At 69.8% G+C, this 21,523-nt stretch carries 21 protein-coding genes and 1 pseudogene; 3 read left to right on the top strand and 19 right to left on the bottom strand.

From position 1 onward, the window contains the following. The first annotated feature begins 24 nt into the window (after positions 1-24). Positions 25-3,477 (top strand): HAMP domain-containing protein, encoded by a 3,453-nt coding sequence (locus BMY61_RS03720; protein WP_042448365.1) that lies wholly within the window; start codon positions 25-27, stop codon positions 3,475-3,477. On the opposite strand, the gene BMY61_RS03725 is transcribed toward BMY61_RS03720, so the two are convergent. The 3 genes from BMY61_RS03725 to BMY61_RS03735 all read right to left on the bottom strand — a co-directional run bounded on the left by BMY61_RS03725 (position 3,470) and on the right by BMY61_RS03735 (position 7,340). Beyond that, positions 3,470-5,785, bottom strand: coding sequence for a SpoIIE family protein phosphatase (locus BMY61_RS03725; RefSeq protein ID WP_082015055.1), 2,316 nt, complete (start codon positions 5,783-5,785; stop codon positions 3,470-3,472). The genes BMY61_RS03720 and BMY61_RS03725 overlap by 8 nt on opposite strands. Before the next feature lie 479 nt (positions 5,786-6,264). Further along, on the bottom strand, positions 6,265-6,756 hold the full coding sequence (locus BMY61_RS03730; RefSeq protein ID WP_052438739.1) for a hypothetical protein: 492 nt from the start codon (positions 6,754-6,756) through the stop codon (positions 6,265-6,267). After that, positions 6,753-7,340, bottom strand: coding sequence for a hypothetical protein (locus BMY61_RS03735; protein WP_052438740.1), 588 nt, complete (start codon positions 7,338-7,340; stop codon positions 6,753-6,755). Before BMY61_RS03735 ends, BMY61_RS03730 begins: the two co-directional genes overlap by 4 nt. 230 nt (positions 7,341-7,570) lie before the next feature. Here BMY61_RS03735 and BMY61_RS03740 point away from each other — a divergent pair, with 230 nt between their 5' ends. Beyond that, positions 7,571-7,921, top strand: coding sequence for a PRC-barrel domain-containing protein (locus BMY61_RS03740; RefSeq protein WP_143094152.1), 351 nt, complete (start codon positions 7,571-7,573; stop codon positions 7,919-7,921). 51 nt (positions 7,922-7,972) lie between these two features. On the opposite strand, the gene BMY61_RS03745 is transcribed toward BMY61_RS03740, so the two are convergent. The 3 genes from BMY61_RS03745 to BMY61_RS03750 form a co-directional block, all read right to left on the bottom strand. Next, positions 7,973-8,272: a hypothetical protein gene (locus BMY61_RS03745; RefSeq protein WP_042448366.1), complete on the bottom strand. Its 300-nt coding sequence runs from the start codon at positions 8,270-8,272 to the stop codon at positions 7,973-7,975. Positions 8,273-8,354: 82 nt separating this feature from the next. Continuing rightward, positions 8,355-8,522: a hypothetical protein gene (locus tag BMY61_RS45870; protein ID WP_169791856.1), complete on the bottom strand. Its 168-nt coding sequence runs from the start codon at positions 8,520-8,522 to the stop codon at positions 8,355-8,357. Positions 8,523-8,542: 20 nt separating this feature from the next. Continuing rightward, positions 8,543-8,896, bottom strand: a complete 354-nt coding sequence (locus BMY61_RS03750) for a PRC-barrel domain-containing protein (RefSeq protein ID WP_425314665.1) — start codon at positions 8,894-8,896, stop codon at positions 8,543-8,545. 551 nt (positions 8,897-9,447) lie between these two features. On the opposite strand from BMY61_RS03750, the gene BMY61_RS03755 reads away from it, so the two are divergent. Beyond that, complete coding sequence (locus BMY61_RS03755) at positions 9,448-11,538, top strand: catalase (protein WP_042448369.1); 2,091 nt, start codon at positions 9,448-9,450, stop codon at positions 11,536-11,538. 170 nt (positions 11,539-11,708) lie between these two features. Here the strand turns inward: BMY61_RS03755 and BMY61_RS44730 are convergent. From BMY61_RS44730 to BMY61_RS03815, 13 genes and pseudogenes are all read right to left on the bottom strand, one after another. Beyond that, positions 11,709-12,179 (bottom strand): annotated as a pseudogene (locus BMY61_RS44730) (DUF421 domain-containing protein); the annotation flags it as partial. 109 nt (positions 12,180-12,288) lie between these two features. Continuing rightward, entirely contained in the window at positions 12,289-12,465 is a 177-nt protein-coding gene (locus tag BMY61_RS45875) for a hypothetical protein (protein WP_161791262.1), read from the bottom strand. A gap of 96 nt (positions 12,466-12,561) precedes the next feature. Beyond that, a complete protein-coding gene (locus BMY61_RS03765) occupies positions 12,562-13,617 on the bottom strand; it encodes an AI-2E family transporter (RefSeq protein WP_236656036.1) in 1,056 nt (351 codons plus the stop codon). A gap of 1,228 nt (positions 13,618-14,845) precedes the next feature. Further along, entirely contained in the window at positions 14,846-15,154 is a 309-nt protein-coding gene (locus BMY61_RS45880; RefSeq protein WP_052438741.1) for a sigma-70 family RNA polymerase sigma factor, read from the bottom strand. A gap of 56 nt (positions 15,155-15,210) precedes the next feature. Continuing rightward, positions 15,211-16,077 carry an acyl-CoA desaturase gene (locus tag BMY61_RS03775; protein WP_236656037.1) on the bottom strand — a complete coding sequence of 289 codons (867 nt, stop codon included), beginning with the start codon at positions 16,075-16,077 and terminating at the stop codon, positions 15,211-15,213. Between the two features lie 372 nt (positions 16,078-16,449). Further along, positions 16,450-16,899, bottom strand: coding sequence for a hypothetical protein (locus BMY61_RS03780; protein ID WP_342342508.1), 450 nt, complete (start codon positions 16,897-16,899; stop codon positions 16,450-16,452). A 112-nt stretch (positions 16,900-17,011) separates the two neighbouring features. Next, positions 17,012-18,889, bottom strand: a complete 1,878-nt coding sequence (locus tag BMY61_RS03785; RefSeq protein ID WP_042448377.1) for a complex I subunit 5 family protein — start codon at positions 18,887-18,889, stop codon at positions 17,012-17,014. Positions 18,890-18,904: 15 nt separating this feature from the next. Next, positions 18,905-19,258 (bottom strand): sodium:proton antiporter, encoded by a 354-nt coding sequence (locus tag BMY61_RS03790; RefSeq protein WP_042448380.1) that lies wholly within the window; start codon positions 19,256-19,258, stop codon positions 18,905-18,907. Continuing rightward, positions 19,255-20,016, bottom strand: coding sequence for an MnhB domain-containing protein (locus tag BMY61_RS03795; protein ID WP_042448382.1), 762 nt, complete (start codon positions 20,014-20,016; stop codon positions 19,255-19,257). The genes BMY61_RS03790 and BMY61_RS03795 overlap by 4 nt, the downstream gene beginning before the upstream one ends. Continuing rightward, complete coding sequence (locus tag BMY61_RS03800; protein ID WP_236656038.1) at positions 20,013-20,348, bottom strand: Na(+)/H(+) antiporter subunit B; 336 nt, start codon at positions 20,346-20,348, stop codon at positions 20,013-20,015. Before BMY61_RS03800 ends, BMY61_RS03795 begins: the two co-directional genes overlap by 4 nt. Further along, positions 20,345-20,656 (bottom strand): monovalent cation/H(+) antiporter subunit G, encoded by a 312-nt coding sequence (locus tag BMY61_RS03805; protein ID WP_042448385.1) that lies wholly within the window; start codon positions 20,654-20,656, stop codon positions 20,345-20,347. The genes BMY61_RS03800 and BMY61_RS03805 overlap by 4 nt, the downstream gene beginning before the upstream one ends. Then, positions 20,653-20,946, bottom strand: coding sequence for an MrpF/PhaF family protein (locus tag BMY61_RS03810; protein WP_052438742.1), 294 nt, complete (start codon positions 20,944-20,946; stop codon positions 20,653-20,655). Before BMY61_RS03810 ends, BMY61_RS03805 begins: the two co-directional genes overlap by 4 nt. Further along, a complete protein-coding gene (locus BMY61_RS03815; protein ID WP_042448387.1) occupies positions 20,943-21,431 on the bottom strand; it encodes a Na+/H+ antiporter subunit E in 489 nt (162 codons plus the stop codon). Before BMY61_RS03815 ends, BMY61_RS03810 begins: the two co-directional genes overlap by 4 nt. Positions 21,432-21,523 lie beyond the last annotated feature (92 nt).

Consider the following 21,523-nt stretch of genomic DNA (forward strand, 5'->3'; position numbering starts at 1 on the left):
CCACCTTCGAGGACGTGAAGCGTGATGGATACTCCGGCGAACGGCGCGCGGCCGGACGGCTCCGCCGGCCCCGGTGAGAAGGAGCTGCGGCAGCTCTTGGCGGGGCTGACAGCGGTGCGTGACGGCGACTTCTCCGCGCGTCTGGTCGTCGGTGCCGACGGGCTGCTCGGTGAGATCGCCCAGGTCTTCAACGGCATGCTCGACCAGCTTTCCCTGGTCACCTCCGAGGTGACCAGGGTCGCGCAGGAGGTGGGCGGCCACGGCAGGCTCGGTGGACAAGCCCAGGTGCCCGGCGTGGGCGGGGTGTGGCGGGAGCTGACCGACTCCGTCAACGCGATGGCCCGCAACCTGACCGACCAGGTCCGCAACATCGCCCAGGTCACCACGGCGGTCGCCAAGGGGGACCTGACGCAGAAGATCGAGGTCGACGCGCTCGGCGAGATCCTCGCGCTGAAGAACACGGTCAACACGATGGTGGACCAGCTCTCCGCTTTCGCCGACGAGGTCACCCGCGTGGCCCGGGAGGTGGGAACCGAGGGACGGCTGGGCGGGCAGGCCCGTGTGCCAGGGGTGGCCGGCACCTGGCGGGATCTGACCGACAACGTCAACTTCATGGCCGGCAATCTCACCAGCCAGGTGCGGGCCATCGCACAGGTCGCCGGCGCCGTAGCGGGCGGCGACCTCACCCAGAAGATCGCCGTGGACGCCCGCGGCGAGATCCTGGAGCTGAAGGAGACCATCAACACCATGGTCGACCAGCTCTCCGCCTTCGCAGATGAGGTGACCCGTGTAGCCCGCGAGGTCGGCACCGAGGGCAAGCTCGGCGGCCAGGCAACGGTCCGCGGCGTCGGTGGAACCTGGAAGGACCTCACCGACAACGTCAACGTCATGGCCTCCAACCTGACCAGCCAGGTGCGCTCCATCGCACAGGTAGCCCAGGCGGTCGAACGGGGCGACCTGTCCCGCAAGATCTCGGTCGAGGCCCGTGGCGAGGTGGCGGGCCTTGCGGAGGCCATCAACACCATGGTGGACATGCTGTCCGCTTTCGCCGACGAGGTCACTCGCGTGGCCGGCGAGGTCGGCACAGAGGGTGTCCTCGGCGGCCAGGCCCGGGTACCGAACGTAGCCGGGACCTGGAAGGACCTCACCGACAACGTCAATTCGATGGCCACCAACCTGACCAACCAGGTGCGCAACATCGCCCAGGTGACCACCGCCGTCGCCCAGGGCGACCTCACCCGCAAGATCGACGTCGATGCCCGCGGGGAGATCCTGGAGCTGAAGACGACCATCAACACCATGGTCGACCAGCTCTCCGCCTTCGCCGCCGAGGTCACCCGCGTCGCCCGCGAGGTTGGCAGCGAAGGCAAGCTCGGCGGCCAGGCCGAGGTCGAGGGCGTCTCGGGCACTTGGAAGCGACTGACCGAAAACGTCAACGAGCTGGCCGGGAACCTGACCCGGCAAGTCCGCGCCATCGCCGAGGTCACCAGCGCGGTCGCGGAGGGGGATCTGACCCGGTCGATCGCGGTCGAGGCCCCCGGCGAGGTCGGCGACCTCAAGGACAACATCAACGCGATGGTCGAGTCGCTGCGTGAGACCACCCGCCGCAACCAGGAGCAGGACTGGCTCAAGAGCAACCTGGCCCGGATCTCCGCCCTGATGCAGGGCCCGCGGAGCCTCTCCGCAGTTGCGGAACTCGTACTGGACGAGGTCACGCCGCTGGTGAACGCCCAGATCGGCGCGTTCTACCTCGTGCAGGAGACCGAGGAGGGAACGCGCCTCAACCGCGTTGGCGCCTACGGCGTGCCCGGCGGCCGGCAGCTGAGCTTCCGCATCGGCGAGTCCCTGGTGGGCCAGTGCGCACGCAACCGGCGCGCCCTGCTCATCGAGGACCTGCCGTCCGGCTACCTCACCATCGCCTCCGGATCGGGAAGCGCGGAGCCCGCCTCGCTCCTGCTGCTGCCCATCGTCATGGAGGACCAGCTGCTCGGCGTGATCGAATTGGCGTCGCTGCGCCCCTTCGCCCAGGTGCACCGGGACTTCCTGGTCCAGGTGACCGAAGCACTCGGCGTCAACGTCGGCTCGCTGCTGGCGAACACCCGCACCGACGAGCTGTTGACCGAGTCCCAGCGGCTGACGGCGGAACTCCAGGAGCGACAGCAGGAGCTGCAGCGCTCGAATGCCGAACTCCAGGAGAAGGCAGGCCTGCTGGCGGACCGCAATGCCGACATCGAGGCGAAGAACCTGGAGATCGAGCAGGCGCGGCAGGAACTGGAGGAGCGGGCCCAGCAGCTGTCGACGGCGTCGATGTACAAGTCGGAGTTCCTGGCCAACATGAGCCATGAACTGCGCACCCCGCTCAACAGCCTGCTGGTCCTGGCCCAGTTGCTGGCGCAGAACCCCGGAGGCAACCTGACGGACAAGCAGGTCGGCTACGCCACGGTGATCCACTCGGCGGGCTCGGACCTGCTGGAGTTGATCAACGACATCCTCGACCTGTCCAAGGTCGAGGCCGGCAAGCTCGACCTGAATCCCGACCGGTTCGCGCTACGCCCGCTGCTGGACTCGCTGGAGACCACCTTCCGGCCGCTCACCGGCGAAAAGGCGCTGGAGTTCCGCGTCAGCACCGGCCCCGACCTGCCCACAGAACTGGTCACCGACCAGCAGCGGCTGCGCCAGGTGCTGAGCAACCTGCTCTCCAACGCCGTCAAGTTCACCAACGCCGGGCGAGTGGAGCTGCGGGTCGAGAGTGCTGATCCGCAGCAGCTGCCCGAACAGCTGCGGGGCGCGGACAGCGTGGTGGCCTTCCGGATCGAGGACACCGGCATCGGCATCGCCGCGGAACACCTGGAGAGCATCTTCGGCGCCTTCCAGCAGGCCGACGGAACCACCAGCCGCCGCTACGGAGGCACCGGACTCGGGCTTTCGATCAGCCGTCAGATCGCCCAACTGCTGGGCGGCGTCATCGAGGCCGAGAGCACCCTCGGCCAGGGCAGCCGCTTCACCCTGCTGCTGCCGGTCCAAGCGTCTTCACCCGGAGAGGAAGTCTCCGAGCACGAACCCTCTGCGGACCGGGGTACGGCGGCGGTCCGGCTGAGCAGCGACCTGGACGGCCGGACGGCGCTGGTCGTCGACGACGACCAGCGCAACGTCTTCGCGCTCAGCGGCATCCTGGAACTGCACGGGGCGAACGTCGTGACCGCCGAGAACGGCCGCGCCGCGCTGGAGATCCTTTCCGGCCGTGATGACATCGACGTGGTCCTGATGGATCTGATGATGCCGGAGCTGGACGGCTACGAGGCCACCCGGCAGCTCCGGGGCATGGCCGGGTACGGCGATGTGCCGGTGATCGCCGTGACTGCCAAGGCCCTGCCCGGGGACCGGGACGCGATGTTCGCGGCCGGCGCCACGGACTACGTGGTCAAGCCGGTGGACGCCACCGACCTGCTGGAGCGGATCCGGCGCAGGCTCAGGTGATCCGCACCAGGACCAGGCTCGCGTCGTCGTCGGTGTCCCCGACGGCGGTGGCCAGCAGGTCGTCCGCCCGGACGTCCAGACTCTCCTCGGGAAGACGCTCGGCCGCTCGGCGGAGCGTGACCAGGGACTGGTCGATTCCGGCGTGCCGCCGCTCGATCAGACCGTCGGTGAAGAGCAACAGCATGTCCCCGCTGCGCAACGTGGCCTCGGACTCCTGGTAGGTGATGTCCGGGGCGGCACCGAGCAGCAGGTTGGCGGAGGAGGCGAGCAGCTCCGCCCGGCCCTCGCGCAGAAGCACTGGCGGGAGGTGCCCGGCGCTCGTCCAGTGCAGCCGGCGCAGCTCCGGATCGTAGCGGGCGCAGACAGCGGTGGCGGTGGGATGCCCCGGGGTGTGCAGAGTGACCTCGTTGAGCCAGTGCATCAGCCGGCCCGGCGGTTCGCCGGAGAACGCCAGGCCGCGCAGGGCATTGCGCAGGGCGACCATCCCTGTCGCCGCGTCGATCCCGTGCCCCGCCACGTCGCCGACGGCGATCATGACCTCACCGTTCGGCAGTCTCAGCACGTCGTACCAGTCGCCCCCGACGCGGTACTCCTCAGCCGCGGGCCGGTAGCGGGCGGCGACCTCGACGCCCGGCAGGTCGTGAGAGGAGGGCAGATCAGGGACGATGGCCCGCTGCAGCTGCAGCGCGAGCTGGTGCCGGATCGCGGCCTTGGCCTGGACCGAGCCGAGCTCGTCGAACGTCGCCGCGAGAGCCGCCTCGGTCTGGTGCTGGATCGAGACGTCCTGGAAGAAGCCGGTGATGCCAGTGAGCGTGCCGTGGGTCAGCAGCGGTTCGGCGATCAGCCGGATGTGCCGCACACCGCCCTCGGGCCGAGGCAGCCGCAGCACGGCGCTCACGCCTTCGAGGCGCACCGTCAGCCGCTGCAGCGACTCCTCCAGCTCGGGCCGGTCGTCCGGGAGCAGGAGGGCCCCGAGGGCGTGCAGCGGGAAGGGAGGCGTCCCCGCTGGGAGCCCGAGACAGCCGGGCACCAGCTCGGCCCACTGGGCGGTCCCTGACGTGAGGTCGTCCTCGAAGGCCGCGAGGGATCCCAGCCGGCCGGCTCGTTGGAGCACGGAGAAGCTGTGGTCCTGGTTCTCCTGGTGCCAGAGCACCACGCTGCGCTCTTCGCCGAGGGCCAGTACCCGCACATTGAGCAGTGGAGCCGGGCCTCCCGGGGGCCGCGTGGGGGGTACCCGTGAGGCCCGCTGAGAGTCTCCGCTGCGACGGGACGCGTCGACCATGGTCAGAACGTCGGCGTGCACGTGGGGAAAGACCTGCGCGAACGGCCGTCCGACAGGATGGGGAGCCCCAGAGCCGGCCCGACGGGCGGCAGCGTTCAAGTACTCGACGAAAGGGCCCCCGGGTGCGCCGCCGCCGTGCAGCAGAACCGCGGGCTGAGCGAGCAGGTCAAGCACGGCGGCGAGGACCGGCCGGGACATCGCCGAATCCTTGAGTGACTGATCCTGGCCGAGCACCCGGGCGAGCACCTCCACCGCCCCGGCCGCCTGGAGACGGATCTCCTCGTCCAAGGGCTGCTGAGCGGACCACAGCAGCAGCACGACCCCGACGGCGACCCCGCCGTCGCGGAGCGGCAGGACGGCGCGCGGGGCGTCCTCGGCGCCCGGAAGCGTCCCCTCCACGCTGATCCCGGCGGGAAACCACTGGGGCACTCCGGAGGTCGTCACGTGGTGCGGCACCGTCGACCACTGCGGTGGAATCCATGACCATCGCGCTGCCGCGAGCGGGCCGACCCCCACGGCGGCCTTCAACGCCAGACAGTCGGCCTGGGCGCGTTGCCAGACCATCAGCGCGTCGACCCCGAGGCGGGCCAGTGGCCCTTCCAGCAGCATGGCCGCGACGTCGTCGAGGTCCAGGCCGAGCTCGGCGGCCCCGCTGACCCGACGCCTCGATCGCGCCTCGTCCACGACTCGACGACGGCCGGCGACCGGAGCAGGGCTCGTGCTCGTGCTCGTGCTCGCGGGCGCGGTGCCAGGATCACCGCTGGCCTCGTTGACGATGTCGGCCGCGAGATCGGCGACCTCGACCGCGGCCCCGGAGGCCATCTCCTCGAGCATGGAGCCGGCCGCCGCCGGGGTGACCTGGTGGCGCCCAACGAGCACGCCCGTGGCGAGATCGAGCAGGTGCCGACGCTGGAGCTCCGCGCGCAGCGCGTTGACCTCAGCCACCAAGGCGTCGATGGCCGCTCCGGTGGACCCCTGGTCCACGCGCCGGTCGGCGTCGCCCGCGTCCGGGAGGCCTTGGGGCATTCCGTCTCCATCCACCTGCCCGAGCCGGCACCGCGCCCGGGCGACACCTCGTCCAGCCCAGTCACCAGCCATGCTACCGACAGCCCGCCTCTGCGGCGGGGCAGAGCACGCACGACGGGCAGCCCGACCGCTTGCCCTCCGGCGGCACGGTGCGGCCCTGCGCGCCTCCTGCGGTCGAGGCCGCGCAGGCGCGGCATGACGGAACGTCGAGAGCCGCCCGATCGTGTCGCAGCCGCCGGCGTCTGCGTTCTGCCGGGCCGGCCGACGCCCTCAAGGCCGCAGGCCCGTCCGTCGCTTCGTTCGTGACGTGTGACGAGTCCGGCGTCGAGACCGGCCGGAAGGTGGACGGCAACCGCTGGAGCGCCGCGGGGTGCCCGCTCCGGACGGGTCGGCGCGCAACCATCCCGAGCTCCGCAGCAGGGAAGCCGGGCTCATCGCCCGGCTCCCTTCCTTACTCGTCCTGGCGCGGGCCCTGGTCGTCAGAGATCCAGGACCCGGTCCAGAACGTCGCGGTACTGCTGCAGGGCGACCCTGAGCTGTTCGGTCGAGGTCCCTGTGTCCTGCGCGGCGCTGCCCGGTCCGGTGGGACACCATCCCTTCCGGACGTCGGCGTTGCGTTCCAGTACCGCCTCGGCGAGTCGCCGGGCGGCACGCACCACGATCGCGTCAGCCCGCTCCACCGCCTGATGCGGGTCGTCGACGAAGTCGTACTGGGCCTCCTGCCAGTCGTCGCGGAGACGCTGGACGACGAGGGGATCCAGAAGGGGCGACCGGTCCCGGTCCGCGCTCGCCTCCGACCGTGTGTCCCAGCCGTCCTGGCGCAGTTTCTCCGCCCGAGGCGGCGTCTCCTGCCGCTCTTCCCCCGGCCGGACCTCCTCCGTCGCTCGCGCGAACGCGCCGTCCATGCGAACCGCGTACTCGGCCGGCCCGATTCGAGCCGCCTCCTCCTGCGTGGCCTGCTTCTCGATCACGACACCCTCCCGCTCGTCAGCCGGGCCCCACGGGCACGCGCGCGGCGCGACGGGGGCTGCGCCCCGGCCAGCAACTCGCAGACGCTCCGGGCGCTCACAAAGCTCTGGCGGAGTTCCTCCGTCGACACTGTTCCGGAGCCTGTGCGATCCACCACCCCGTGCGCATGGCGGTAGCACCGCACAGCCCGCTCATCCCAGGACCTCAGGAGGATCTGCCGGTCCTCACGGTTGGCAGGCAGGCCCATGTCATCCAACAACTCGTCCATCGCCTCGACCGCGCAGGCCACCACGGCTACGGGCGCGTTGACGAACTGCCGTTGCAGTCCGCGCCACCGCGTCCTCAGTCGTTCCGTCCGGGCGGCATCGAGCGTGCCGATGGGGAGGGCTTCCAGTTGTCGCTCATGCTCCCGCACAGCACGGTTCGCCTTCCTGGCGCTTCCCTCATGGGCCTCCACCGCACTCACGTACTCGGGCCCGAACCGCTCCCTGAGCCGCCGGGGCCGGCGTCTCGACAGCGCGAACACCGGAACGCCGAGCGCGGCTGCGGCGACGACTGCCAGGATCAAGGACCACTCGACCGGCATGACGCAGGCTCCCTTCACGGTGGTCGCATGTATGACGGCCAGTCACCTGGCGGTCACCCCACGTGCGCCACTACCGGGCTCCTAACCTGTGCCCGGGCGCCCAAACGGTCAGGTTGGAGGCCGTTCCGTGGCATCCGAGGAACACGTGTGGGTGCTGTGATCCGGGGCAGGCGCTCGGATGCGGGTCCGTGAAGGGCCCGCATCCACCGAGCATCCAGGAGGATCAGATCGTGGAGAGCAGCAACTGGACCTACCGTCAGGGCACCGGCTACCAGAGCGGAATGGACTTGGCCGGATTCGAGGTGGAGGCGACGGACGGCCGCATCGGGAAGGTCGACAAGCACGACGACGAGACCGATGCCCGCCACATCCTCGTGGACATCGGAAGGTGGATCTTCGGCAGGCAGGCCCTGCTGCCCGTCGGCATGATCCTCAAGGTCGACCCGGTCGACCGCGTGGTGTACGTCGACCGCAGCAAGGACGCGATCAAGAACGCCCCGGAGTACGACCGCGACCGGCTCGACGGCACGCCCGACTACTACCAGCAGGTCAGCGGCTACTACTTTCCCGGCCCTCTGTAGGCAGCTTGCTTGCTTGGACGGGGGCCGGCCGGGCGCATTCGACCGAGTGCCTCACCGGCTGGGCGCGTCGCGCACCGGCACGCAGACGAAGCCCTCGGTCCAGTGATCCCTGTCGAGGTCGTACTCCCCGAGATGGAAGCAGTCGGGCTCGGCGGCGAACCCCGGTAGGAGACGCGCGCGCAGCATCCGCTCCCCGGCCCCGGCCTCGGACGAGTAGATGCCGAGCAGCGTGACGTCGTCACCGTCTTGCTCATCGACGAACACGTCGCCTCCGTCGTCGAGGTGAACCGTTTCGCCGACGGGGCCGGCTTCGTTCTGGTGACCGATGTGCCAGAGGGGATAGACCTTCACCGGCGCAGGCTACTCCGGGCCGCGCGCGCCGGAGTCATCCTGCGGGCATCGCTCACCGGGCGAACCTTTCCGGTCCGAGTATTCAACGCGTGGGTCGCCGTCCGGTTCGCCGGAACCGGAGGGCGCTCAGCAGAAGTGCGACCGCGAAAACGGCGATGCCGATGAGGAGCAGAAAAAGCAACCCTTTGACGACGGATCCGATGATGCCGAGCAGGACCGCGGCGAGGACCAGCAGCAGGATCAGGACCATCTTGGTCACCTCTCCCCTTGTCAGCGACGGGCCAGGCGGCGTTCGCCGCCGGCGCCCTGGCTGTACGCGAGCTGATAGTGGGCGAAGACCGCAGGCTCTTGCTCGGCGGCAAGGACGCCGTCGGCGTCGATCGCCGGCGCCCCTTTCACCACGGCCTTCGCGAAGGCCACCTTGACGTATCCGGGACCGACCAGCGCGCCGGCCAGCGGCACGAACACCAGGCGTCTTCTGGTCGGCAGTCCTACCACGACGGTGGCGAAGAACGGCTCGTCAGTGGCGGTGTCGACGTATACCGACTCCAGCGTGCCGACCTTCTTGCCGTCCTCGTCGACCACGTCGTTCTCGCGCCACTCCCTTATGTCCACACTGTCCATGATCAGCGCCTTTCCTGCATCGGTGACAGACGGCCTTCGCCCCCCCAACTCCGGTCTCGTGTCAGCGGGGCCTTCCCACCCTCCCTAGGCGTGTCAGGGCAGGAGGCTGTCGTTCCTCGCCCCGTCCGCGCCACGGATCGGCCGCCCAGGAGCCCGCGAAGACGGTCGACAGCGCCAAAAGCCAGGGGTATGGCGATCTCCTTCCGCCTGCACCCGCGTGTGCCCATCCCGGAGGGAGCCAAACACGAGGAGGGAGGAGGGTGTTTAGCCAGGCCGTGGTGGGACAAGCGCGGAACATGCTGCAGCCCATCAAGGACACGCTGCTCGAAGATCGAGCAACGTGCCGACCACCAGACAGTGGCAGCCAATTCATCGACGCCGACAGGAGGTGTTCTGAAGCCTTCTGGACCGTGACCAGGTAAAGCGCGAGAAACAGCGGAATCGAGACCGTCATGACACTCGTCGACCCAGAACAGCCCCGCGACCGCGACAGGCGCGCAGGCCGCACCGAGCCCCCACAGGAGGAACGGGGCGATCAAAAGGGGCGGCAGTTGGACAGCTCCCGCGCTACGCCTACGAGCGGGGCCCTGACCACCGACCAGGGGGTTCGAGTCGAGGACAACGACAACTCGCTGCGACTCGGCGAACGTGGGCCCACCCTGCTGGAGGACTTCCAGGTCCGCGAGAAGCTCACGCACTTCGACCACGAGCGGATCCCCGAGCGGGTGGTCCACGCCCGGGGCGCCGGCGCGTACGGCTTCTTCGAGCCGTACGAGTCGCTGGCCCGGTACACGTGCGCCGACTTCCTGCAAGACCCCGGTCGGCGAACGCCGGTCTTCGTACGGTTCTCCACGGTCCAGGGGCCGCGCGGATCGGCCGACACGGTACGTGACGTACGCGGCTTCGCCACGAAGTTCTACACCCGGCAGGGCAACTACGACCTCGTCGGCAACAACATGCCCGTCTTCTTCATCCAGGACGCCGCGAAGTTCCCCGACTTCGTGCACGCGGTGAAGATGGAACCGGACAACGAGATGCCGACGGGCGGGTCCGCGCACGACACGTTCTGGGACTTCTGCTCGTTGCAGCCGGAGTCCACGCACATGCTCATGTGGGCGATGTCGGACCGGGCGATTCCGCGCAGCTTCCGGATGATGCAGGGCTTCGGCGTCCACACCTTCCGCTTCGTCACCGCCGACGGCCGTGGGACGTTCGTGAAATTCCACTGGCGTCCCAAGCTCGGCGTGGCGTGCCAGGTATGGGACGAGGCCCAGATCACCGCCGGACGCGATCCGGACTTCCACCGCCGCGACCTGTGGGACGCCATCGAGGCGGGCGACTACCCGGAGTGGGAGCTGGGTGTCCAGCTCATCGCGGAGGAGGACGAGCACGCCTTCGCCTTCGACCTGCTGGACCCCACCAAACTGGTGCCCGAGGAACTGGTGCCGGTCAAGGTCATCGGCCGAATGGTGCTCGACCGCAATCCACAGAACTTCTTTGCCGAGACCGAGCAGGTCGCCTTCCACACGGCCAACATCGTGCCCGGCATCGACTTCACCAACGACCCGCTGCTGCAAGGGCGTAACTTCTCCTACCTGGACACCCAGCTGATCCGGCTCGGCGGCCCTAACTTCTCCCAGCTTCCGGTGAACCGACCCCTGGCCGATGTGAACACCAACCACCGTGACGGCTTCGGTCAGCAGGTGATCCATCCCGGCACCAGCTACTCGCCGAACTCACTCGGCGGTGGCTGCCCGGCAGCGATGGGCGGGGGTCTGGCCACCGGAGTGTTCCAGCACCACCAGGAGCGGATCGAGGGCGCCGTGATCCGGCACCGCAGCCCGAGCTTCGCAGACCACTACAGCCAGGCCACCCTCTTCTGGAACAGCATGACCGACTGGGAGCAGAGGCACATCGTTGCGGCGTTCCGCTTCGAACTGGGCAAGGTCAACGACCGTGCGGTGCGTACCCGCATGGTCGACAACCTGACCCGGGTTGACCCGCAGCTGGCCGCCGACGTTGCTCACGGCATCGGGGTCCACGAACCCGAGGCCGCCGCGCCGGCGGTCGCGACCACCGAGGCGAACGCCGGGAAGACCGTGGCCGCCTCTCCAGCGCTGAGTCTGGACAACCTTCGGGGCACGTCAGTTCGCACCCGCAAAGTCGCTGTGCTGATCGCCCCCGGCGTCGACGCCGAAGACGTGGCCGGCGCTCGTGGACTCGCCGCCCAGGGATTGATCGTCGAGACCCTCGCCGCCGAGGACGGCTCCGTGCGCGGTCGAGACGGCGCGCGGGTTCCGGTGGACCGGGCGATCGCCACCGTCGGCTCCGTGCTGTACGACGCCGTCCTGGTCCCGGGAGGACAAGACAGCATCGACGCACTCGCAGGCGACGCGGCCGCACTCCGATTCCTTGCCGAGGCCTATCTGCACGGAAAGCCCCTGGCCACTCTCGGGGAGGCCACCACACTGCTCCGAGCCCCTGGCATGCTCCCCGGCAGTCTCGCCACGCCCAGTCTCGCAACCATGCCCGGAGTCCTCGCCGCCGGTCCCGGCCAATCCCCCGGCCCGGACTTCTGGAAGCACTTCATCCAGCTCCTGGAACACCATCGCTTCCCAGAACGGGAGACGCGCCCCACCTGAGCCTCCGCACCGCATCGCGTTCGACGTCCCGCCTCTTCTGTCTGCCCCGGTCGCCGCAGTGGCGGCTTGGCAGCACGCGTGCCGACCACGGTGGTGAGGAGTTCCTCGATCGCGGCGAGCCGGGCGTCCAGCGCCTGGATGTCCTCTCGGGTGGAACCCTGGCGGTCGTCCTTGAGTGTGATCGCCAGGTGACCGTCCGGTTCAAGGCTCCCGACGGCAACATCACTGATGGTGCCGCCGTTCTGCATTCGAACCGCGAGCTCGACTTCTCCGCTGCGTAGCGCCAGGTGCCGGAGGGCGTCCGGTACGACCTCTCCGTCGGCGATCACCGTGGTGGCGGTGCCCTCGAGCAGGCGCTCGGCTCGGCGGTCGCGAGCCACCCATCGGTTCACCGCCGAGTTCAGGACAACGAGGGTCACGGCGCCGATCGCACCACCCAGGAGGCTGTTGTCCGATCCGATGACCGCGTTCTGAACCACGTTCGACAGCAGGAAGATCACGACGAAGTCGAAGGTGTTGAGGTTCGCCAGCCCTCGCTTCCCGCTGATCCGGAACAGGCCGAGGATCAGCACGTAGACCAGCACGGTGCGGATGATCTTCTCCGCGATGGGAACCTGAACGACCCACAGGTCATGCCACATCGGCCGCACCTCCCGCTGCTGCTCACGATCTCAGGACTCCGTGGGCCTTGTGCCGCACCGGCGCGGCGCCACTCGGAGCAGGGGCATCAGGGAGCTGTCGCCCGATCAGCTACTTGTCTGCTGAGGGCGGCTCGCTCTCCTCAGCGTCCTCGCCATCGTCCTCCTCATCGTCGCCTTTGGCCCGGACGTCCTTTGGAGTGGGCGCTGTGATGTTCCGCTGCTCTGCAGACCGCTCCCTTGTCTCGTCGTCTGCCTGGGCCTTGTCGCCATCATCCGAGGTGCTCATGGCCCCATCATCACTGCCGGGCGGCCGGTTTCCGGGCAGACACGTGGGCAAGCCACTCCAATCGACCAGCCACAAGGTCAGTGGAAGCTTCCGTGTTCAGGTGGCGCGGGCCCCGCGGGTGCTCCGCTCCGGGGACGCCGGTGTCCGCAGGGCCTGGGTGACAGCCCACACGACAGAGACGGCGGGAACAGCGAGAACCGCGCCGATGATCCCGAGCGCGATGGTTCCCGCGATCACCGAGACGGCTACGACGACGGGGTGCAGCCGCACGGCCCAGCTCATGATCAACGGGTGCAGGAGATGCCCTTCGATCTCCCCGATCACGACGATCAGGCCCAGCACGATCACGGCAGTGATCGGGCCGCGGGCCGCCAGCGCCACCGCACTCGCGACGGCGAGGGCCACGGGTGAGCCGATCAACGGCACGAACGCGGCCAGGAATTCCAGCATGGCCAGCGGTCCGGCCAGGGGCACCCGCAGCGCGAACAAGGCGATGCCGACCAGCACTGCGTTGGTGGCCGCGACCAGGATGATGCCGCGGATGTAGCCGGACAGCGTGCCCAAGGCCGCAGTCCCGCCGCGCTGCCAGCCATCCCGCCGCACGGCCGGGAGTTGGTCTCGGCAGAAGTCCCACATCCGCTCCCCGGAATAGACGAAGAACACCGAGCAGAACAACCCCAGCGCGGCCACCGTAAGGATCTCCACGGCCTGCGTCGCTCCGTTGACCGCGCTTTGCAACAAGCTGGAGCGGTGGGTGGAGATGAAGGCGGTGATCTTCTGTTGCAGACCCGTCAACGCGCCCGGCCGCACATGGAACGGCGACCCCTCGAGCCAGTGCTCGACGCGGCCGATCCCGGTGTCGAACTGCGCCACCACCTTCGGCGCCTCGTCCGCGACCAGCAGGCCGGTGACCGACAGCAGGACAGCGATGATCAACACCGCGAGCACGTACGCGCACAACACCGCGGTCACGCGCGGCATCACCCTGCTCAGCCGGTCGGCCAGTGGCCGCAGCAGCGCGGTGACGACCAGCCCGAGGAACACCGCGATCACAACCGGCTGGAAACGGACGAGCAGTTGGAACAACGCGTAGGCGGCAGCTCCCAGGACCAGCAGCCGCCATGCCCACCCGGCCGCGGTCTGCACGAACACCGGCACACCTGGTGAGGGACGGGACGTCCGCTGGACCGTGGTGGGCGGCCGGTGACCCACCACCTGTCGTCGGGGCCGCCCCGCCCGGGCTCGCCCGACACGGCCACCAGGGCCGCCTCTGCGGTCGGCCCCCTCCGGCACCCGCCCCAGCAACTGTCGCCACCGGCCCATCCACCAGCTCCTCTGCGCTCTCGTCCATCCGACGCCCACGCGGCCGCTCCCCGAGGTCCTCTGCCCGCGGTTCTACACGCCAGCCCCTCGCGTTCCGCCACACCGCGCCGGAGAGATCAGCGCCGAGCTGAGTGGCGCCCGCGACGGCGCGTCGGAGACACCCGGGGCGCCGCCCGACGGCTCCGTCGATCGATTGGGGAGACCCCCACCGGTCGCCGCGATTGCGCACCGCGCGACGGCGAGGCCTCTGAACCGTCGTGACCCTTGCCGACCGACTGGGCGCCCCCGTGAGGCCGCGGCGCCTGGTCGTGGTGGGGCCCAGGCGCCGCGAGCGGGCACGCCCCGACACTGAGGCCGGGGGCCCGCATCCCGCTCCTACCCGTGGCCTTCGCCTGGCATCCGCCCAGCTCGACGCTCGGGCCAGACCACGCGCCTGCGCCTGGTCCCGGTTCCAACCTGGGCCGCGCGCGGGAGCCGCGCGGGTCGAACGGCTAGGCGCCCCGGGCGAGGGAGTGTCCGGGGCGCCTGCTCCGCCGCTCTACAGGCGCGTTCAATTCGCCTGCCAGGGCGAGCTGCCGGCACAAGCCGAGATGGACAGCCTGGCCATTCTCATCGCGACGGACACGTTGGAGGACGTCGGCTTCATCCCGGCCCCTGGGCGCATCTGCTTCTGATTCCCGTCTGGTTCATGCGGCCGAGCGACGGGGTGACGGCAGGACCCGTCTCCGTCGCCCCGGTCCGGCGGTCAGCCGGTCCCACTCCGGGTCCGGGCGCCCCGGCACCATCCGGCCCGACGCAGCCCACACCACCGCGATCTCACGAAACAGCGGGGTGCCGTCCGACAGACTGGCTTCCGTTGACGACGGCGGCACCGGATCCGAAGGGGTCACATCGCGCTCAACGAGCTGGTCGGCCGGGTAGCACCGCGGTGTCCTCCGGACGGGCGAGCGCACGGCACCGCCCCCACAGCAGCACGTCCCGGGCTCCCCGGGCGCGCCTTCGGATTCGACACTCCAAGCAGGGCCCGAGCTGACATGTGCCGGGGGCGACGGCGCGCTCATTCGGAGTCGGGCGGCTCAGCATGCAAACGCAGCACACGGTGGGTGAGCCTCAGCAACCGGCTGACCGGGCAGTCAGGTTGAGCAGCCAGCAGGGGCGCAGCCCGCCACAACTCGACGAAGACCTGCTCGGTCGCCTTGCGGGCTGTCGTAGCGTCGTGGCACACGGCGAGGGCCGCGAGCCAGATGTCGGGCACGAGCACGTCGTACAAGGCGGCGAAAGCGGCCGCATCCCCTTGCGCGGTCCGCCCGAGCAGATCGGCGATTCGTTCAACCGCGGGGCCGGGTCGTGCGCGTCGGCCGCTCACACGTCCTGCTCCGGCGCCCGGCGACCGCGGCGCGCCCGCGATCGGGAGTGGGATGTTCATAGCCGGTGGCCTTCCAAGCGGCTGGTGGTGGGCCAGCGCACGTCGGTCGCCCAACCGGCGCGCTCGAGCAGGCGGATGACGGTGGCGCTCAGGTCGATCTGCCGGCGGTCGACGCCGTGGCGGGCGCAGGTCGGGTCGGCATGGTGGAGGTTGTGCCAGCTCTCCCCGAAAGACGGCAGCGCCAGCAGCCACAGGTTGGTGGCGCGGTCGTGACGGCGGGTGCGGAACGGACGGTGGCCGATCATGTGGCACAGCGAGTTCACGCTCCAAGTGACGTGCTGGAGCACGGCGACGCGGACCAGGCCTGCCCACAGCAGGGCCGCCAGCGCGGCGTGCAGGGTGCCGCCGATCGCCCATCCCAGCCCAAGGGGCAGGGCCAAGGAGAGGACGCACAGGGCGGGAAAGGCGGCCGAGACTCTGAGCATTGCGCGGTCGGCCAGGAGGTCGGGCGCATATCGCTCGGCCGGAGTGGAGTCACCGGTGAACAGCCAGCCGACGTGGGCGTGGGCCAGGCCCCGGAGTTGGCCGCGGAGCGTGGTGCCGTACCGGAAGGGCGAGTGCGGGTCGCCGGGGCGGTCGGTGAAGGCGTGGTGGCGTCGGTGGGTCGCGACCCAGTTGATCACGTCGCCCTGGAAGGCCATCGACCCGGCCATCGCGAGTACGACTCGCAGGGTCGGTGTGGCTGTGAAGCTGTGGTGGGTCAGGCATCGGTGGAGCCCGACGGTGACGCCTAGGCCCGTGACGACGTACAGCGCCGCAGCGAGCACGATGTCGACCGGGCCGATCAGCTGTCCCCACAGGACCCACGCGGCGAGGACGACCGCGAGGAGCGGAAACGCCACGATGACAGCCGTGACTGCCACCCGCCATCCCTGTGGTTGGAGTTCCAGAGCGGTTCGCGTCGAGGGGAACGGCTCGACGCCCGTATAGCCCGGCTGCTGCGTGCTCACCGTCGACGCGCGGGAGGGCGACGTCGACATTGCTTGTTCGATACTGGACACCGGCACTCCTGGCCGTCTTGGTTGCGACGCAGCCAGGGTCAGGGGCAGCCGAACAGCACCATCGGTGGGATCATCACCCCGCGAGCAGTGAGTGCGTCGCGTCTCGGACGGTGCCGGTCCATCCAGACTAACGCCATCTCCCGTCGGCGACCCCGCTCGCCGCTGGGCGGCTCTGCCCGGTGAACCCGATCTTCCTGCCACGCCCCGCAGAACAGGGCCGTCGGCCGGCTTGGCTCAGGTGTCCTCCTCCATCCGGATAGCCCGCTCCAGCGTCTCGAAGGCTTTTCCGCCCTCTCCTTGCTGCTGCTCCAGCAGCGCTCCGGCAATGGCGTCGAGTTTTCGCTGGATTGCGTGTTCAGCACGCCGTTCGGTGTTCTTGAGAAGGGCCAGTAGCAGCAATGTGACCGCCGACATGGCGTCACTTGCCAGAAGCTGCGAGCTCAGAGACATGCCCGTGAGGCGCACGATGAGGACGCCGCCCACAAGGAGCAGACAGAAGGAGAAGAACGCGGGTGAGCTGGTGAGGTTCGACGCCCGCTCGGAGAAGCTCCCGAAAGGACTGCGTGCGTCACCCCCGCGCTCCGAGGGATGCTGGAATGTCATAGGAACTGCCTCCGGAAGGAAAGCGACCTCGATGCCCCGCCCCTCCGCGAGGGCCTGTGCTTGGCTGCGCTCGGGGAACACGAATCTCCCAGGGGCTGCTGCCCAGACTACGCATGGGAAGGCGAGCGACTCCCGGTCCCGACTCTCCGTCGCCGGCGTGTCCGCCCTCTACTCCGGCCGGGCGGCGCTCGCCTCAGGGCTGTACGAGGGTGCTGAACGCCACCAGAAGTACGGCGACGCCGGTCGCGAGCCAGACCGCGTTGTCGCCGAGCCGCCCGGAGTGCAGGCTACGCAGCGGGGCCACGAGGCGTTGGGTGACGGCTGCGGCGAGGCCGCGCAGGCGGTGTGCGGCGGCTCCCTGCAGCGCCGGACCCCAGAGGGCCGTCGCGGCAAGCGCTGCTGCGAGGATGGTCGAGAGCAGGCCCAACGCGATGCCCTCGCCCGTCCACACCACAGGCGGCGCGACGGGCGTCACGACGGGCATCGCAGGCTGATTGGTGGGTGCCAGACCGACAGCGGCCAGGTAAGCGGCTCTGCTGGTGAACAGCTGGCCGGCACGGGTGAGCGCAGTGACCGGGCCGGGGAGAAGACCGAGGACGAGTGACCCGGCGAGCAGGAGTGCGGGGACGACCAGCATGGGGGCCGGGACGGGCCGTCCGGGATCGCGGACCTCGGGTTCCTCGTGGTCGCCGCGCGTCTGCGCCCCGGCGGTGGCGTCGGGGCGGCCTCCGGCCCCGGTGAACACGCGAGCCGCAGTACGCAACACGGTGGCGCCGGTGATCGCGGAGGTCAGGACGAAAACGGCGGGGAGCCAGCCGAGGAATTCTCCGGCGGCGTGTTCGGTGAGCGCCTTGCCCAGTCCGGTGCCGAACGGCGGTAGGCCGGCGAGAGCCAGAGCCCCGAGGACGAACATGATGCCCGCGCTGCGACGCAGTTCGCGGGCACGCCCGTACAGGCTGTGTTCGTCCACCGATCCGTGCTGGTCGAGTAGTACACCCGTGAGTGCGAACAACGCGGCCTTGACCCCGGCATGGCCGGCGACGTACAGGGCTGTGCCGGTGACACCCTGCGGGCTCAGCAGGGAGATGCCGACCAGGAACAGGCCGACGTGACTGATCGTGGAGAAGGCGAGCATGCGTTTGATGTGCCGCTGCTGCCAGCACATGACCGCGCCGAGCAGAGCGGTGACCACTCCGGTGCTGGTGAGAACGTCCCGCATCGCGTGGGCGGGGATGCCGCCGGGCCCCGAGAACAAGGTCCAGTAGACGCGGGCGGCACCGTAGACACCCAGTTCGACCATGACGCCCGACAGCAGCATGCACACGGGCGTCGGAGCGACGGCATGGGCGTCGGGAAGCCAGAAGTGGAAGGGTGCCATCGCACCCTTGACCAGGAGGCCGGTCAGCACGAGCACGAACGCCACGACGATCAGCGCATCGGCCGAGTGGCCGGCCAGGTGCCGACCGATCTGTGCCATCCCCAACTCGCCCGTACGGGCGTACAGGAGCGCGATGCCCATCAGGGAGCAGTACGCGGCCAGGGAATTGATCACGCCGAAGGTCAGCGCCCCTTGCAGCGGCCTGGGGTCCTCGACGTGGTAGCCGGTGAGCGCGTAGGCCACGGCGCCCATCAGTTCGAAGAACACGAAGGCGTTGAAGAGGTCGCCGGTCAGCGCGAAGCCGCACATCCCGGCCTCGAAGAGCAGAATCAGAGCGGGAAACGTACCCCGGTGACCGGCGGGGGGTTCCTCGAAGAAGCGCCATGCGTACAGCAGGGCGGCCAGGATCAGCACAGTGATCAGCAGGGCGAGCCCGATGCCGATCCGGTCGCCGACCAGGACGATGCCCACGCCCTCGCCGCCGGTGGGCTTCCAGGCTCCCACCCAGTTCACCTGAGTGCCTCGGCTCGAGCAGTGCCAGAGTCCGGCGAGGAGGACCACGTCGGCCGACGCCCAAGCGGTGGCCAGAATGTCGCAACCGAGTCGGGGAAGCAGCCGGCCCGCCAGCGCCAGGGTGACTGCGCCGAGCAAGGGAACGGCGACAGCGAGGGGAAGCAGTTGTGCCGCGGTCATCGGGTGTGCGTCCCCCTAGCCTCGAAGCGCGTTGAGCCGGTCGGGGTCGATGGTGCTGTGGCGATTGTGCAGTTGGATCACCAGAGCCAGCAGCAGGGCGGTGACGGTCGCCCCGACGACCACGTCGGTCAGGGCCAGAGCCTGGACCACAGGGTCGACGACCACGGAGCGGGGTGAGGTGTCGGAGTAGACCGGGGCAGTGCCGCCGCGCCGGAAGCCGACCGTCAACAGCAGGACATACGTGGAGGACTGCGCCACCGCCAGGCAGCCGACGGCATGGATCAGGTTGCGACTGGTCACCAGCCCGTAGACACCGACCAGCAGCAGCCATCCGGCGACCAGGTACGGCAGTGGCCCGAGCAGGTTCATCGCTCCGCCTTCTTGCGGAATGCTCCCCCTGCGGGGCCGGTCGCGAAGAGTGTCTGATCCAGGAAGTAGGCCAGCACGACGATGACACCCGAGGCGACCTCGATGCCGACAGCGGCGTTGATGACGGGGACCAGGCCGCCTGAGGACAGTGTGTTGAACGTACCCAGCGGCAGCACGTTCTGCAGGTACGCCACTCCGGCGACCAGTCCGGCCAGACCCAGGACGGTGAAGGCCCCGGCGGCGACGGCATCGGCTTGGTCCAGCAACTCGCGTGGGCGGATCCGCTGCAGTGCCCGGTAGTCGGCCGCGACGTAGGCCAGGTGGAGTGCGGTGGCCAGGACGACACCGCCCTGGAAGCCGCCGCCGGGGCTGAGCTGCCCGTGGGCGACGATGTAGATACCCGTCAGCAGCGCCACCGGCAGCAGCAAGGCCCCGAACAGGCGGGTGGAGGGCAGGACGCGCACCGGTCGCGGGCGGGTGTTGTGGTCGTGGCTGGTGCGCCGTAGCAGGGCGGTCGCGCCGAGGACCGCGCCGAAGAGGATGGACTCCTCGCCCAGGGTGTCGAAGGCCCGCTGGTCGAAGTTGATCGAGGAGATGGTGTTCGCGGTGCGCTGTCTGAGCGTGGCGGCCACCGCGCGGTCCCCGTACGGGTGAACGGCGGTTCCGAAGTGCGGCAGGCGCAGGCACGCCATCGTGTACAGGGCGGCGATGACTGCGGCGGCGCCCCAGAACAGCCGGATGCGCGCCGTGCGGCTCACGACCCACCGCCCCGGCCGTTGGCCCCGGTCCCGTCAGGTCCGCCCCGTTCGTCCCGTTCACCTTGCCGAGCCTGGTGTTCCTTGCTTCGGATCCGGCGCACCGTGAGCATGATCAGCAGCGGCGTCACCGCGGTGCCCACACCGAGCTGAGACAGGGCCACGTCGGGGGCTTGCAGCACGGTGAAGAGCAGGGCCAGGCCCAGGCCGAGCACGGCCAGCACTACTGCCTGGCGGGAGGGATCGCGGGTGAGCACCGCGACCGTGCCTACCGCTGCGACCAACAGCAGCGCGAGGAGCGCCAGGACCTCGTTCAGTGTGGCGACGCCGGTCATGTCCCGGCGTCCTCAGGACTGTGGGTGTTGTCGGTGGCTGCGGTGACCCGGCCGATCGCCATCGTGGTGACCGGGCCGCCGGCCGCCAGCAGTGCGCCGATCACGAGAAGCTTCACCGCGCCGCGGCCGGGCCCGGTGTCCAGGGCGAGCGCGAGCGCCACCAGTGGCGCGCCGAGGGATGTCGCGGGCGCCAGCGCGTGCAGCCGGGCGTACGGGCGGGGCAGCACCAGCAGAGCGCCAGCCGACAGCAGGAGCGTCGCGGTGGCGACCACCAGCATGGCCAAGGCGAGGACGTGGCGGACGGTCATGCGGTGTTCCCGCCGTTGGGACTGCTCGTCCGCGACTCCCGTGCGGGTGAGAGGAGCCGAGTGAAGACCAGCGTTCCGGCCGGCCCCAGCACCGCCAGAACCAGGGCGAGGTCGACGTAGGAGCTGCGGCTGAACCCCTGCGCGAGGAGGAGGAACAGCACGGTAGTCATCACGGTGGCCAGGTTCGCGCCGGCGAGGCGCTGCGGCGCGGAGCCGCGGCAAGCCACCCACACACACGGGCCCAGTCCCAACGGCAGCAGGAGCAGAGCCGCCAGCAGCCAGGCGTTCACGACGCCTCCGCCCCGGTCAGGACCGACTCGAGGCGTGAGGGCGAATCGAACAGCGAGTGCAAGGACAGGACCGGCACCTGTTCCTGGTCCTCGTGCACGTCGACTACACAGCTGCCCGGTGTGGCAGAGAGCAGCGCACAGGCCCAGGGCACGCCGACCTCCGGACGGAGCCGCACCCGCGAGAACCGGCCCCGGGCCGGGCGTCCGCGCGCCGCAGCCCAGGTGAGCCGCGCCAGGTGGACGGTCTCGGTCACCACGGCGCCCGGCCACGCCCACAGCGCCGCCCCCAGGTGCCCGGCCGGACCCACGACTGGCCGCGCGGCATGGTGGACGGCCATCGCGCCAGCAGCTGCGAGTGCGGAGGCGACCGCTCCGATCATGAGTTCCAACGGGGCCAACGTGCTGATGAAGACCAGGTAGACCACGAAGAGCAGCGCCCACCAGGCAGCCGATTCGAGGGCGGTCCGCCACCCGTGGTCAGGCATCGGCACTCTCCTTCGTCGGCCTGCGGGTTGCGGCACGTTCGACGGCCGATGTTCACCCCGCGTCCCGACCGCGAGCAGCACGTTGCGGTCCG

The sequence above is a fragment of the Streptacidiphilus jiangxiensis genome, assembly GCF_900109465.1.
Taxonomy (GTDB): Bacteria; Actinomycetota; Actinomycetes; order Streptomycetales; family Streptomycetaceae; genus Streptacidiphilus; species Streptacidiphilus jiangxiensis.